Below are 14,416 nucleotides of genomic sequence, written 5' to 3'. Positions count from 1 at the left end.
GTGGGACCTGGGCGGGTCCGGGCGCACGGCCGCGCGGGTGGCTGCGTCTGGTCGGCGGCAGGCCGGCGGCTCGGCGGCCACCGGGGACAACCCTAGGAGTTCGGTGATCGCACGGTCAATCGATCGGCGATCACCGGCATTATTGATCAATTTTCGATCGAACGATACTCTTCGATCGGAATATCACCGGCGGACCGCTTCCGGACGACGCTTCGGCGGGCACGACATGGGGAGGCCAGGATGGCGATTTCGGGGGAAGAGCGCCGCCGGCTGATCGTGTCGGCCGTCGGCGAGCTCGGCGGACGGGTCCGGCTCACGGAGCTGGCCGACCGGCTGGGCATCCCGGCCGTGACGGTCCGCCGCGACATCGCCGCGCTCGCCGACGCCGGCCGGCTCTCCCGCTCGCACGGCTTCGTCTCCCTGGAACGCCCCGACGCCTCCGGAGCGCCGACGCTCCCCGGCCCGGGCGAGGGCCGCGCCCTCGGCCTGCTGGTACCCTCGGTCGGCTCCTACTTCGACGAGGTGATCGCCGGGGCCCGGGCCGCCACCACCGCCGCCGGGGCCCGGCTGGTCCTCGGCATCGCCCCGTACGGGGAGGGCGGCGACCGGCTGCAGGCCGAACGCCTGCTGGAGTCCGGCGCCGAGGGCCTGCTGCTGGCCCCGGGACTGCTCCCCGGCCGGCCGGCCGAGGACTACACCTGGCTGGACACCCTGCCGGTGCCCGCCGTCCTGGTGGAACGCCGCTCCCCCACCCCGGCCGGCCCCGGCTCCGGGCTGGACACGGTGGCCTCCGACCACCGCCACGGGGTGCTGAGCGCCCTGCGCCACCTGGCCGGACTCGGCCACGAGAGCGTACTGCTGGCCGCCCGGGGCGACTCCTGGACGGCCGCCGAGGTCCGGGCCGGCTACCACGAGGGCACCCGGCTGCTCGGGCTGCCCGCCCTGCCGGCGCTGGACACCCTCGGGCCCGGCAACGTCCCGACCGACCCCGAACTGCTGGCGGCACGGGTCGCCGAGGCCGTGCGGTCCGGGACGCGGGCGGTGCTCGTCCACAACGACCAGGACGCCCTGCGGCTGCCGCCACTGCTGCGCGCGCACGGCCTGGCGGTGCCCGCGGACGTCGCGCTGGTCGCCTACGACGACGTCTTCGCCGCCCTCGCCGCACCCCCGCTGACCGCCGTCGCCCCGCCCAAGCACGCGGTCGGCGCGGCCGCCGTCGACCTCCTGCTGCGCCGCCTGACGGCCGGCTCCGAACTCCCGGTGCACCGCACGGCCCTGCTCCCGGCCCTGCGCGTCCGCGCCTCCTGCGGAGCCGACCGGGCCGGCACCGTCCTTCTGGCCTGACGCCCTTCCCGCCCGGGGGGCGCCCGCCTGTCGGTGGGCGCCGCTAGGATCCGGGAGACGTCACGGCACGGCGCATGGAGTCAGGACATGGACGGCGCGGACGAGCCGGCGGTCAAGCGGAAGTCGGGGACCCAGGCCGGGCGGAACGCCTCCACGGACCAGGTGTTCAAGGTGCCGGGCGGCGGGTCGTGCTGTTCGTGACCGACGAGGGGCGGGCGCGGGACCTCGTCGAAGCGGCGTCGGCGGCGCACCCGGGCATCCGGACCTCCTACACCGTGATCCGGAAGTGCCGGTACTCACGCGGGACCGTCGACCCGGCGATCAAGCTGATCGGGGAAGCGGCGGAGTCGGACAAGCTCCCGGCCCCCGTCCATTCCGCCGCCACGCTCCCGGACGGGTCCGGCATCAAGGTCACCACCACCAAGGCGGGGACGACGTCCAGGGAGCTCAGAGACGCCATCGCCGGGCTGGTCGGCGGCATCCACGTCTCGTACGAGGAGGGAGAGTCGCTCAAGAGCCTCGACGGCACCGCCACGACGGGCCCCCCGGGCAGCGCTCCGGCACCGGGCTGAGCAGGTCGGAACGGACTCCGGGCCTGCCCGCGCCCGGGCTTCCGGGTCAGCCCCGCAGCAGCGCCGACAGGTGACGCGCCCCGGGGCCCAGCTGCGGGGCGAGGGGCGCGGCGCGCGGGTGCCAGGGGGCCTCGTACTCCCAGGCCGCCCAGGCGCCGGGCGGCAGCAGGTGCAGGCAGTCGGCGATCGGCAGCACGCCCGCGCCGAGTGGCAGCGGGGTGAGGTCGTCCGCCGAGGCGACATCCTTGACCTGGACGTATCCCAGGTGGGGGCCGAGCGCCCGGTGGGTCTGCGCCGGGGTCTCGGCGGCCAGCCAGGTGTGCAGCAGGTCCCAGAGCGCGCCGACGGCGGGGTGGTCCACCCGGTGCAGCAGCGGCGCCAGCGCGGCGCCGGAGCGGTGCGAGTCGTGGGTCTCGACGAGGATCCGCACCCCGAGGGCCGCCGCCTGCGGGGCGGCCCGGCGCAGCCGGCGGACCGCGCGCCCGTCCGCCTCGGCCGCGGGTCCGGGGCCGCCGTGCGGGAAGACCCGCAGGTACCGGCAACCGAGGTCGGCGGCCAGCCGCAGGTGGGCGGTCAGCTCGGAGAGCACCGGCGCGTCCGGCCCGGGGGCGGCGACGCCGACGTAGGAGGCGAGCGTCAGCGGGAGCACCCCGGCCCGGGACAGCAGCCCGGCGGCCCGCCGGCGTTCGTCCGCGTCCAGCCCGGGGCGGACGGGCTGGTCGTCGGCGCAGCGCAGTTCGAGGCCGTGCCAGCCGTGCTCGACGGCGAGGGCGGCGGCGCGGTCGAGCGGTAGGCCGGGCAGGCCGAGGGTGGCGAGGGCGAGAGGCACGGCGGTTCAGTCCTGTTCAGCGGGGCGGACGGCGACCCTGCCCGCCCCGGCCGCCCCTGCGGACGCACGGCAGCGGCGAGGGCGAACGGGCGGGCGGCAGCCTGGGCGGGCCGCGGGTGGAGAGGGGCACCGGCGAAACGGACGGTCAGCACGGCGGCCCGGGCAGGTCGGAGGGGGCGAGGAGCATAGCGGCTCAGCCCTCCTCCGCAGGGTGGACCGTCAGCACGACGACCGCCCGATCCCGCTCGTCGGGCCGGGCCTCCGCGGGTGAGGGCGTCGACGAGGACAGGCGGGCGGGGCGGCGGCACGGGCGAGCGGTGGCCCGGGCGGGACCGAGGGGCACGGCGTGTCAGTCCTGTTCAGCGGCGAGGACGGTGACCTCGCCCGGTGCCAGGCGGATCCGCCGGGGCGGGGCGCCGGTGGGACGGACGGTCAGCAGGACGGCCGTCGGATCCCCGTCGTCGGGGCGGGCTTCCAGGGTGATGGTGTCGGCGAGGGCGGGTGGGTGGGGGGTGGCGGTGAGGCGGGCGGCGCAGGCGAAGAGAGCGGGGCCGGTGGCGGGGAGTTCCCCGGTGAGGCGGGGCAGCGCCGCCTCGGGGCCGAAGGCGGTGCCGCCGGGGACCCGTGCGTCGTCGGCGGCGGTGAAACCGTGCAGGGCGTGCAGTTCGGAGGCGAGCCGCCCGTCGGCCCGGACGCCTGCCGCCAGTTGCTCGGTGCGGGTGCCCGCGACGGCCCAGCCGGTCTGGGTGACCGGGGTGCCGGCCGGCCCGCCGGTGACCAGGTGGGCCCGGACCTCCTCGGCGCCGTGGGCGAGGGTGAGCGAGGTGACGGTGACGCCGGGCAGCCGGTGACCGCCGACGCGCGGGTGCCAGCGGGAGGCGGCCCAGCCGGGACCGGTGCCGAGCGGGTGGACGCGGCCGCGTTCGGTGGGTCCGGCGTCGGTCAGCAGGGCGAGGTGGTTGTCGGCGGGGCCCTCGAAGGCCGGCCCGGTGGCGGTGGAGTGGGCGAGCCGGGCGTAGTGCGGGTCGTCCGGCCCCACGGCTTCCGCGGGCTGGTCGTCGCTGCCGTGGTTGTGCAGCCGGACCAGGCCGTCGGCGGCGGTGGACTGCACCAGCCAGCCGGGCCCGGGCAGGGCGAGCACGGTGTCGCGCTCCTCGACGGGGGCGGGCCCCTCGGGGGCGGTCCACACCGGGTGGCCGGGCGGGAGCAGCAGGCCGAGGAAGGCGCTGCCGGCCCAGTACGGGGAGGCGGGGCCGGAGTAGACCTGGACGAGCCGGAGGTCGGGGCCGTGCCACCCGAGGGTGAGCAGGCCCCGGTCGTCGACGGCGCCGCGGTCGAGGAAGTGGCGCAGGGCGCCGGAGGCGAGCCGGCGGGTGGTGCCGGGGGCGAGCGGGGTGTGGCCGGTGAGGGCCCCGGCCCAGAGCGGCGCGGTGGCGGCGAAGCGGTAGGTGAGCGAGCGGCCCTGGTGGACGGGGGCGCCGTCGGCGCCGAAGGTGTGGGCGTAGCCGGCCAGGTGGGCGGCGAGGCGTTCGCCGTACACGGCGCGCAGGGGCCGGTCGTCGGCGAGGTGGGCGTGCAGGACGGGGTAGAGGTGCAGGGCCCAGCCGTTGTAGTGGTCGAAGGCGCGGGGGCGGCCGTCGGTGTACCAGCCGTCGTCGAGGTACCAGCGGTCGATGTGCTCCAGGCCGCGCCGGACCGCCGCGCGGGCCTCGGGTTCGGCGATGCCGGCCTCGGCCAGGAAGCCGCCGACGGCGAGCGGGAAGAGCCGCCAGTTGTTGTCGTTGGGCGTGCGGTGCAGGGCGTCGGTGAGCCAGCGGCCGACCCGGTCGCGGACGGGTCCGGAGAGCCGGTCCCAGAGCCAGGGGCGGGTGAGGCGCAGCGCGAAGGCGATGGAGGCGGCCTCGACCATGGCCTGGCCCCGGTCGGTGATCAGCGGCCAGGACTCGCGGTCGCCGTCGGCGAGGTCGCGCTCGCCGGTGGGGGCGCGGGTGCCCGCGTCGAGTCCGGCGGCGTAGCGCTCCAGCAGGCCGTGCGGATCGGCGCCGCCCGCGCCGGCCACCCGCAGGGCGGCGGGCAGGAAGGTGCGGGCGAATCCCTCCAGGCCGTCGGAGCGGCGCCCGGACCGGCTGGGGCGGGGGCCGGGCAGGTCGATCAGCGCCCCGGCGGGACCGGCGTACGGGCGGACCGCGGTCAGCAGGGTGTCGGCCACCGCCTCCCAGTGCGCGCGGGTCCAGCCGGTGCGCGGGCTGAGGTCGCGGTCCTCCGGGGGCAGGCGCATGAGGTCCTCCGTGATCGGGTGGTGAGCCGGAATCTAGGCAGCGCCTGATCATTCGTCAAGCTGAAGCGATCAAATGAACGGCTTGATCGGATTGTGATGTTGCCTCCCCGGCGGCCCATTGCCCGGAATTTTCGGCATTTCCGGTGGTCACGGCGGCCACGGGAGCCCCCGTCCACACCGATCAGGTTGGATCATTTGATCCAAATCTCTTGACTCCGATCGCCGACCTGCTCAGGATGACAGCCAATCGCCCCCACCCCCTGCGGGTTCCGGTCGGAGCCGACCGTCCCGGGGCCCGCGCACCCTCGCCGTAAGGAGCCCACCCATGCGCTCGACCCCCCTCTCCCGGCGCAGAGCCCTCCGCGTCGCCGCCGCGGCCACCTCGGCCGCGCTCTGTGTCACCCTGCTCGCCGCCTGCGGCAGCGACGGGGACGGGGCCGGGACCGCCGCAGCGGAGGACGGCAAGCCGGTCAGCCTGACCTTCTGGGGCTGGGCGAAGGGCACCAAGGACGTGGTCGCCGCGTTCAACGCGAGCCACCCGGACATCCAGGTCACCTTCGAGGAGATCCCGGCGGGCGCCGCCGGCGGCTACGCCAAGCTCTCCAACGCGGTCAAGGCCGGCAACGCCCCCGACGTCTTCAACGTCGAGTACCCGCAGCTGCCGGACTTCGTCAGCCAGGGCGCCGTCCAGGACATCAGCAAGCTCGTCGGCGCCGACCTCAAGGCCAAGTACCTGCCGCAGGCCGTCGAGCTCACCTCGCTCGGCGGGCGGACCTGGGCGCTGCCGCTGGACGCCGCTCCCCAGGTCTTCTACTACCGCAAGGACCTCTTCGCCAAGGCCGGCATCACCGTCCCCAGGACCTGGGACGAGTTCCGCACCGCGGCGCAGCAGCTGAAGGCCGCCCAGCCCGACACCCGCATCGCCACCTTCTTCCCGGACGACCCGACCACCTTCGAGGCGATGGCCTGGCAGAACGGCGCCCACTGGTTCACCGCCGCCGACGAGGCCTGGAAGGCCGACCTGACCGGCCCGGAGACCCGCAAGGTCTCCGAGTACTGGCAGAAGCTGGCCGACGAGGACCTCGTGCGCGTCATGCCGTCCTTCAGCCAGCAGTGGACCGCGTCCCTGCAGAAGGGCGAGACGGCCGGCTACCTCGGCGCCACCTGGGGCGGCGGCGTCCTCAAGGCCAACGTCGGCACCACCCCCGAGGTCAACGGCACCTGGGCGGCCGCGCCGATGCCCAGCTGGGACGGCACCCCCGCCAGCGGCATGCTCGGCGGCACCACCTTCGCGGTGTCCAAGGACAGCAAGAAGGCCAAGGCCGCCGTCGAGTTCGCCACCTGGGCGACCACCACCGCCGACGGCTTCAAGGCCCGGATCTCCTCCGGCACCTCCTCCGCCTACCCGGCCGCCACCGAGCTGGTGCCGGTCGCCAAGCAGGCCTTCAACACCGACTTCTACGGCGGCCAGGACCTCTACGCCCTGTACGCGGACGCCGCCAAGTCGATCAAGCCGGGCTGGACCTGGGGCCCGGCGATGGGCCTCACCAACGGCTCGCTGAAGGACTCCTTCGGCAAGGTCGCCGACAGGAGCGGCACCATCGACCAGGCGCTCGACACCGCGCAGCAGGCCACCGTCGCCGAGTTCAAGAACCGCGGACTGAAGGTCGCCCAGTGACCACCGGCACCCGTCCCGGCCGTACCGCCCGCGCCGCCGCCGGTCGGCGGGGCGGGCGGTACGGGGCACCGGCCGTGCTGCTCGCCCCGTTCCTCCTGCTCTTCACCGCGTGCACGCTGATCCCGATCGGCTACGCGATCCGGCTCAGCCTGTTCACCGAACGCCGCGACGGCCTCGGCTTCGGCGACGCCGAGACGGTCTTCACCGGGCTCGGCAACTACACCCGGGCCCTGGGCGACGAGGCGTTCCGCGGCGGCTTCCTGACCGCCGCGCAGTACTGCCTGCTCTACATCCCGCTGATGACCGGCCTGGCGCTGGTCCTCGCCCTGCTGCTGGACTCCACGCTGGCCCGCGCCCGGCGCTTCTTCCAGCTGACGCTGTTCATCCCGCACGCCGTGCCCGGCATCATCGCCGCCCTGCTCTGGATGTACCTGTACACCCCGGGCATCAGCCCCGTGCTGGACGCGCTGGAGACCCTGGGCACCCAGGCCGATCCGCTCGGCCACCCGCTGCCCGCCGTCGTCAACATGGCGCTGTGGCAGTGGACCGGGTACAACCTGGTCATCTTCTACGCCGCCCTGCAGGCGATCGACCGCACCGTGCTGGAGGCCGCCGTCGTCGACGGTGCCGGACCGCTGCGGACCGCCCTGAGCATCAAGGTGCCGCTGATCCGGCCCTCGATCGCCATGGTCGGCCTGTTCACGGTGATCGGCTCGCTCCAGCTGTTCACCGAGCCGATGATCCTCTACGGCACCTCGCCGGGCGTCACCTCGTCCTGGACCCCGAACATGTACGCCTACACGGCCGCCTTCGAGCGCCACGACTACGGGCTCGCCGCCTCCGCCTCGGTGCTGCTGGCGCTCGCCGCGGCGGGGCTCTCCTTCGCCGTCACCCGGCTCACCCGGGGCCGCTCCGAACGCCGGCGGGAGGCCGACGCATGACCACCACCGCCACCCGCCCCAGCGGCGCCCCGCCCCGCCGTCCGGCCCGGGCGGACCGGCCGCGCCGCCCCTGGACGCTCTCCAAGGCCGCCGTCAACGGCACCCTGGTACTCGCCACCGTCTACACCCTGTGGCCGCTCGGCTGGCTGCTGACCGCCTCCGCCAAGAACACCGCCGACCTGCTCGGCGGGAACGCCCTGGGCGCCGACAACTTCCGGCTCGGGGAGAACCTGCACGACCTGGCCACCACCGGCGACGGCATCTACTTCCGCTGGTACCTCAACTCGCTGCTGTACGCGGGCATCGGCTCGCTGCTCTGCGCCCTGGTGTGCGTCGCGGCCGGCTACGCCTTCCACGTCTACCGCTTCCCCGGCAAGGAGAAGCTGTTCGGCCTGGTGCTGCTGGGCGTACTGGTCCCGACCACGGCGCTCGCCCTGCCGATGTACCTGCTGGCCTCCGAGCTCGGCATCGTCAACACCTTCTGGGCGGTCTTCCTGCCCTCGCTGGTCAACCCCTTCGGCGTCTACCTGGCCCGGGTGTTCTGCGCCGGCTACGTGCCGAACGAGGTCCTGGAGGCCGCCCGGATGGACGGCGCCGGGGAGCTGCGGACCTTCTGGTCGATCGGGCTGCGGATGGTGATGCCCGGCTTCGTCACCATCCTGCTGTTCCAGTTCACCGCGATCTGGAACAACTTCTTCCTGCCGCTGGTGATGCTCTCCGACAGCCGGCTCTTCCCGGTCAGCCTCGGCCTGTTCAGCTGGAACGCCCAGACCAAGGCCTTCCCGGAGTACTACCCGCTGGTCATCACCGGCTCGCTGCTCGCCGTCGTGCCGCTCGTGCTCGCGTTCGTGCTGCTCCAGCGGCACTGGAAGGCCGGGCTGACCGCGGGGAGCGTCAAGTGAACCCGAACCCCGCCGCCGTGAACGGCGCTTCCACCGCCACCGCCCCTACCCCCGACCGGGAGACCACCGTGCCCGACGGCCGGCCCGCCTGCCGCCCCCGCGCCGTCCTCGCCATGCACCGCGAGCTCGCCGGCCGCCTGATCGACCCGCACACCCTGGCCCGGCTCACCGCGCTGGCCGACCTCGACCCGGCGCTCGTCCTGGACGACTTCAGCACCCCCGAGGCCCGCGCGGCGCTCGCCGACGCCGAGGTGATCGTCTCCAGCTGGGGCTGCCCGCCGATCGACGAGGAGGTGCTGGCCGCGGCCCCGAGGCTGACCGCCGTCATCCACGCCGCCGGCTCGGTCAAGCACCATGTCACCGAGGCCTGCTGGCGCCGCGGCCTGCAGGTCACCTCCGCGGCCTGGGCCAACGCCCTGCCGGTCGCCGAGTACACCGTCGCCGTCGTGCTGCTCGCCAACAAGCGGCTGCTGCCGATCCGCGAGGAGTACCGGCGCCGCCGCGCCCCGTACGACTGGCAGCTGGCGTACGCCACCGCGGGCAACTACCGGCGCACCGTCGGCATCGTCGGCGCCTCCCGGATCGGGCGGCGGGTGCTGGAGCTACTGCGTCCGCACGACCTCGACCTGCTGCTGCACGACCCCTACGTCGACCCCGCCGAGGCCGCCCGGCTCGGCGCGCGCGCCGTCGGCCTGGACGAGCTCTGCGCCGCCTCCGACGTGGTGAGCGTGCACGCCCCCGAGCTCCCGGCCACCCGGCACCTGATCGACGGCCGCCGGCTCGCCCTGATGCGCGACGGCAGCACCCTGGTCAACACCTCCCGCGGCTCGCTGGTCGACCAGCAGGCGCTGGTGCGCGAGGTCGTCTCCGGGCGGCTCGACGCCGTCATCGACGTCACCGAGCCCGAGGTGCTGCCCGCCGACTCCCCGCTCTACGACCTGCCGAACGTCGTGCTCACCCCCCATGTGGCCGGCTCCCTCGGCGGCGAGCTGCACCGGATGGCGGCCGCCGCCGCGGACGAACTCGCCCGCTACACCGCCGGGCAGCCGTTCGCCCACCCCGTCCTCGCCGAGGACGTCCACCGCACCGCGTGATCCCCTGGCCCCCAGGACACCGCGCCCCCGCACCGCGCTCCCCGCACCAGCAACGAATCGGAGAACCCCCATGTCCCGCAGGGTGATCGGCATCGTCATGAACGGCGTCACCGGCCGGATGGGCTACCGCCAGCACCTGGTCCGCTCCATCCTGGCCATCCGCGACCAGGGCGGCCTGCCGCTCGGCGACGGCGAGACGCTCTGGCCCGAGCCGATCCTGGTCGGCCGCAGCGCCGACAAGCTCAAGAACCTCGCCGACCGGCACGGCCTCACCCACTGGACCACCTCGCTCGACGAGGCCCTCGCCCACCCGCTCGCCGAGATCTACTTCGACGCCCAGGTCACCCCCGCCCGGGAGGCCGCGCTGCGCACGGCGATCGCCGCCGGCAAGCACATCTACACCGAGAAGCCCACCGCCGAGTCGCTGGAGGCCGCGCTCGACCTCGCGCGCCTCGCCCGCGACGCCGGGGTCCGCAACGGCGCCGTGCAGGACAAGCTCTTCCTCCCCGGCCTGCGCAAGCTCAAGCGGCTGGTGGACGGCGGCTTCTTCGGCCGGATCCTCTCCGTGCGCGGCGAGTTCGGCTACTGGGTCTTCGAGGGCGACTGGCAGCAGGCCCAGCGGCCGTCCTGGAACTACCGCGCCGAGGACGGCGGCGGCATGGTCCTCGACATGTTCCCGCACTGGCGCTACGTGCTGGACGGCATCATCGCCCCGGTCCGCTCGGTCTACGCCCACACCGCCACCCACATCCCCGAGCGGACGGACGAGCGCGGAGGGGTCTACCGGGCCACCGCCGACGACGCCGCGTACGGCGTCTTCGAGCTGGAGGGCGGCATCACCGCCCAGATCAACTCCTCCTGGGCGGTCCGGGTGGACCGCGACGAGCTGGTGGAGTTCCAGGTGGACGGCACCGAGGGCAGCGCGGTCGCCGGCCTGCGCGAGTGCCGCTTCCAGCACCGGGCGGCCACCCCCAAGCCGGTCTGGAACCCGGACCTGCCGGCCACCGAGCCGTTCCGCGCGCAGTGGCAGCGGGTGCCGGACAACGAGGAGTTCGACAACGGCTTCAAGGCGCAGTGGGAGCTGTTCCTGCGCCATGTGACCACCGGCTCCCCGTACCACTGGGACCTGCTGGAGGGCGCCAAGGGCGTCCAGCTCGCCGAGCTCGGCCTGCGCTCCGCCCGCGAGGGGCGCCGCTTGGACGTCCCCGAGCTGTCCCTGTGACGGCCCGCCGGCCGCATCCCGGCCGGCCGCCCCGCACCAGGCCGCCGGGGAACCCCTCGCCCCGCCGCCGCCCGCCGACGAGACGATTGCGCTGACACCATGACCGAGATCGACCTGCCCGGCCACGGCCGGATCCGGCTGCGCGAGCCCGCCGCGCTGCCCGCCCCGCACCCCGGGCCGGCCGCCGCCCGCTCGCGGGTGGCCTTCGCCGCCGCCCATGTGGTCGCCGACCCGCTGGGCGACAACGCCCCCGGCGCGCCCGCCGCCGTCGACTGGGACGCCACCCTCGCCTTCCGCCACCACCTGTGGTCGCTGGGCCTCGGCGTGGCCGACGCGATGGACACCGCCCAGCGCGGCATGGGCCTCGACTGGCCGGCCACCCGCGAGCTGATCACCCGCTCCGGCGCCGCGGCCCGGGCCTGCGGCGGCCGGCTGGCCTGCGGCGTCGGCACCGACCAGCTGGCCCCCGGCCCCCACGCGCTGGACGCCGTCCGGGCCGCCTACCAGGAGCAGCTGGCCGTGGTCCAGGGGGCCGGCGCCCAGCCGATCCTGATGGCCAGCCGCGCCCTGGCCGCCGCCGCCCGCGGCCCGGAGGACTACCTGGAGGTGTACGGCGGGCTGATCGCCGACTCCGAACGGCCCGTGCTGCTGCACTGGCTCGGCGAGATGTTCGACCCCGCGCTCGCCGGCTACTGGGGCTCCACCGACCTCGACGCGGCCGCCGCCACCGTGCTGGAACTGATCGGCGCGCACGCCGACCGGATCGAGGGCATCAAGGTCTCGCTGCTGGACGCCGACCGGGAGATCGCCCTGCGCCGCGCGCTGCCGGCCGGGGTGCGGATGTACACGGGCGACGACTTCCACTACCCCGAGCTGATCCGCGGCGACGAACTCGGCCACAGCCACGCCCTGCTGGGCGTCTTCGACCCGATCGCGGCCACCGCCGCGGCGGCGCTGCGGGCGCTCGACGAGGGCGACCTCGACCGCTACGACGCGCTGTTCGCGCCGACCGTGCCGCTGGCCCGGCACCTGTTCGCCGCGCCGACCTTCCACTACAAGACCGGGGTGGTCTTCCTCGCCTGGCTGGCCGGCCACCAGGACCACTTCACCATGGTGGGCGGTGCGCAGAGCGGGCGCTCGGTCCCCCACCTGGTGGAACTGTTCCGGCTCGCGGACGCGGCCGGGGTCCTCCCCGACCCGGACCTCGCGGCCGACCGGATGCGCCGGCTGCTGGCGGTCGCGGGGGTGACGGCATGAGCGCCGCCACCGCGCCGAACGGGCTCGCGAAGCTGTCCCTCAACCAGATCACCACCCGGGGCTGGAGCCTCCCGGAGGCCGTCCGGGGCTGTGTGGACGCCGGCATCCCGGCCATCGGGCTGTGGCGCGACAAGGTCGCCGAGACCGGCCTGGCCCGCTCCGCGAAGCTGTGCCGGGACGCCGGACTGGCCGTCAGCACCCTCTGCCGGGGCGGCTTCCTCACCGCCGACGGGCCCGAGCAGCGCCGGGCCGCGCTCGCCGACAACCTCCAGGCCATCGAGGAGGCCGCCGAACTCGGCACCGACACCCTGGTGCTGGTGGTCGGCGGCCTGCCGGCCGGCAGCCGCGACCTGGTCGGCGCCCGGGCCTCCGTCGCCGACCTGCTCGCCGAACTCGCGCCGCACGCCGGCGACTTCGGCGTACGGCTGGCGATCGAGCCGCTGCACCCGATGTTCTGCGCCGACCGGGCGGTGGTCTCCACCCTGGGCCAGGCGCTCGACCTCGCCGCCCCGCACCCCGCCCGGCAGGTCGGCGTCGTCGTGGACAGCTACCACGTCTGGTGGGACCCCGCGCTGCGCGAGCAGATCGCCCGCGCCGGGCGGGAGGACCGGATCGCCTCCTACCAGGTGTGCGACTGGACCCTGCCGCTGCCCGCCGACGCCCTGCTCGGCCGCGGCCACGTCGGCGACGGCCACATCGACTTCCGCTCCCTCACCGACCTGGTCACCGCCGCCGGGTACGACGGCTGGATCGAGGTCGAGATCTTCAACCAGGAGGTCTGGGACACCCCGGGCGAGCTGACGCTGCGCACCCTGATCGAGCGGCACCTCACCCACCTGGCCCGGCCGTGAGGGTCGTCGTCGCGCCCGACTCCTTCAAGGGCACCGTCACCGCCCGGGACGCCGCCCTGGCCCTGGCCGCGGGCTGGCGCTCGGTGCGGCCGGACGACGAGCTGGTGATCCGCCCGATGGCCGACGGCGGGGAGGGCACCCTCGACGCGCTCGCGGCGGCCCTGCCCGGCGCCGTCCTGCACCCGGTCCCCGGCTGCACCGGCCCCGACGGGCGACCGGTCACCGGACGTTACGCGCTGCTGCCGGACGGCACCGCGCTGGTCGAACTCGCCGACACCGGCGGCCTGCCGCTGCTCGGCGGCACCCTCGCCCCGCTCACCGCCGGCACCCGGGGCACCGGCCAGACCATCGCCGCCGCGCTGGACGCCGGCGCGCGGCGGGTGACCGTCGCGCTCGGCGGCTCCGCGTCCACCGACGGCGGCGCCGGCCTGCTGGCCGCCCTCGGCCTGCGGCTGCTGGACGACGACGGTGCCCCGCTCCCGGACGGCGGCGGCGCCCTCGCCCGGGCCGACCGGATCGACGCCTCGGCCCTGCGCGCCGCGCCGCCCGGCGGCGTCCGGCTGCTGACCGATGTCACCAACCCGCTGCTCGGCCCCACCGGGGCGGCCGCGGTCTACGGACCGCAGAAGGGCGCCGACCCGGCCCGGGTCGCCGTCCTGGAGGCGGGGTTGCGCCGCTTCGCCGATCTGCTCGGCGGCGACCCGGACCTCCCCGGCTCGGGCGCGGCCGGCGGCACCGCGTACGGCCTGGTGACCGCCTGGGGTGCCCAGGTGGTTCCCGGCGCGGCCGCGGTGGCCGAGCTGACCGGACTCGGCACGGCCCTCGCCGGGGCCGGCCTGGTGATCACCGGCGAGGGCCGCTTCGACGCCACCAGCCTGCTCGGCAAGGCGGTCGGCGAGGTCCTCGCCCGCGCCGAGCTGGCCGGCGTCCCCGCCCGGGTCGTCGCCGGCGAGGCCGCCGGCCCCGGCGCGCTCACCCTCACGGAGCTGTCCGGCGATCCGGCCGACGCCCGCGCCCGCGCCATCCACTGGCTCACCACCGCCGGCGCCCACCTGGCCCGCACCCACCCGGCGGGCTGACCCCCCGCGACGTCCGCACGGGCCACGCGACCTCGTCCCCCGACGTGACGCCGCTCCGTCCTCGCCAGCCCGCTTCCTCGACGCCCGGCGCACGGCCGGGATTCGTGGACTCCGTTCTACAGCAGGGCTGTTGGCACGCGGCCACCGCACTGTCAACCGGGCCTGCGCGCCGCGCAATGGCTGACGGGCTTCAACCGGCCGTCCCGGCCCAGGGTGGCGAGGACCGGCCCGCCCCGCCGTCGAGGTTCTTCAGGGACCGTGACGGAGAGCGCGGTGCCGCCCCGCCCGGGACTTCGGCCCCGGCCACCAAGAGCACGACCTCCCGCCCGACCACCGCGACCACCACCGGGTCGCCCTCCGCAGCGACAG

Annotated in this window: 12 protein-coding genes; 10 read left to right on the top strand and 2 right to left on the bottom strand. The window is 75.5% G+C overall.

The window, feature by feature from the left end; all coding sequences use genetic code 11:
• Positions 1 to 240 precede the first annotated feature (240 nt).
• Positions 241 to 1,344: a substrate-binding domain-containing protein gene (locus tag ABTX81_RS29910; RefSeq protein ID WP_350551928.1), complete on the top strand. Its 1,104-nt coding sequence runs from the start codon at positions 241 to 243 to the stop codon at positions 1,342 to 1,344.
• A gap of 188 nt (positions 1,345 to 1,532) precedes the next feature.
• A complete protein-coding gene (locus ABTX81_RS29905; RefSeq protein WP_350551926.1) occupies positions 1,533 to 1,916 on the top strand; it encodes a hypothetical protein in 384 nt (127 codons plus the stop codon).
• A 46-nt stretch (positions 1,917 to 1,962) separates the two neighbouring features.
• Here ABTX81_RS29905 and ABTX81_RS29900 read toward each other — a convergent pair whose 3' ends face one another.
• Complete coding sequence (locus ABTX81_RS29900) at positions 1,963 to 2,745, bottom strand: sugar phosphate isomerase/epimerase family protein (RefSeq protein WP_350551923.1); 783 nt, start codon at positions 2,743 to 2,745, stop codon at positions 1,963 to 1,965.
• A 349-nt stretch (positions 2,746 to 3,094) separates the two neighbouring features.
• The gene (locus tag ABTX81_RS29895; protein WP_350551921.1) at positions 3,095 to 5,023 is read right to left on the bottom strand and encodes a DUF2264 domain-containing protein; all 1,929 of its coding nucleotides are present in this window, start codon (positions 5,021 to 5,023) and stop codon (positions 3,095 to 3,097) included.
• 325 nt (positions 5,024 to 5,348) lie between these two features.
• Between ABTX81_RS29895 and ABTX81_RS29890 the strand changes: the two genes are divergently transcribed.
• From ABTX81_RS29890 to ABTX81_RS29855, 8 genes are all read left to right on the top strand, one after another.
• Positions 5,349 to 6,701 carry an ABC transporter substrate-binding protein gene (locus tag ABTX81_RS29890; protein WP_350551918.1) on the top strand — a complete coding sequence of 451 codons (1,353 nt, stop codon included), beginning with the start codon at positions 5,349 to 5,351 and terminating at the stop codon, positions 6,699 to 6,701.
• Positions 6,698 to 7,642: a carbohydrate ABC transporter permease gene (locus tag ABTX81_RS29885; protein WP_502892891.1), complete on the top strand. Its 945-nt coding sequence runs from the start codon at positions 6,698 to 6,700 to the stop codon at positions 7,640 to 7,642. Before ABTX81_RS29890 ends, ABTX81_RS29885 begins: the two co-directional genes overlap by 4 nt.
• Positions 7,639 to 8,544, top strand: coding sequence for a carbohydrate ABC transporter permease (locus ABTX81_RS29880; protein WP_350551915.1), 906 nt, complete (start codon positions 7,639 to 7,641; stop codon positions 8,542 to 8,544). The genes ABTX81_RS29885 and ABTX81_RS29880 overlap by 4 nt, the downstream gene beginning before the upstream one ends.
• 113 nt (positions 8,545 to 8,657) lie before the next feature.
• Positions 8,658 to 9,638, top strand: a complete 981-nt coding sequence (locus ABTX81_RS29875; protein WP_350552084.1) for a hydroxyacid dehydrogenase — start codon at positions 8,658 to 8,660, stop codon at positions 9,636 to 9,638.
• A gap of 70 nt (positions 9,639 to 9,708) precedes the next feature.
• Complete coding sequence (locus ABTX81_RS29870; RefSeq protein WP_350551913.1) at positions 9,709 to 10,860, top strand: Gfo/Idh/MocA family protein; 1,152 nt, start codon at positions 9,709 to 9,711, stop codon at positions 10,858 to 10,860.
• Positions 10,861 to 10,959: 99 nt separating this feature from the next.
• On the top strand, positions 10,960 to 12,117 hold the full coding sequence (locus tag ABTX81_RS29865; protein WP_350551910.1) for a dihydrodipicolinate synthase family protein: 1,158 nt from the start codon (positions 10,960 to 10,962) through the stop codon (positions 12,115 to 12,117).
• Positions 12,114 to 12,968, top strand: coding sequence for a sugar phosphate isomerase/epimerase family protein (locus ABTX81_RS29860; protein ID WP_350551908.1), 855 nt, complete (start codon positions 12,114 to 12,116; stop codon positions 12,966 to 12,968). Before ABTX81_RS29865 ends, ABTX81_RS29860 begins: the two co-directional genes overlap by 4 nt.
• Entirely contained in the window at positions 12,965 to 14,047 is a 1,083-nt protein-coding gene (locus tag ABTX81_RS29855; protein ID WP_350551905.1) for a glycerate kinase, read from the top strand. The genes ABTX81_RS29860 and ABTX81_RS29855 overlap by 4 nt, the downstream gene beginning before the upstream one ends.
• Positions 14,048 to 14,416: the final 369 nt, after the last annotated feature.

It is taken from the genome of Kitasatospora sp. NPDC097605, assembly GCF_040302725.1.
Lineage (GTDB): Bacteria > Actinomycetota > Actinomycetes > Streptomycetales > Streptomycetaceae > Kitasatospora.
The sequence above is the reverse complement of the archived record's forward strand: the minus strand, read 5'-3'. Positions and strand labels throughout refer to the sequence as shown.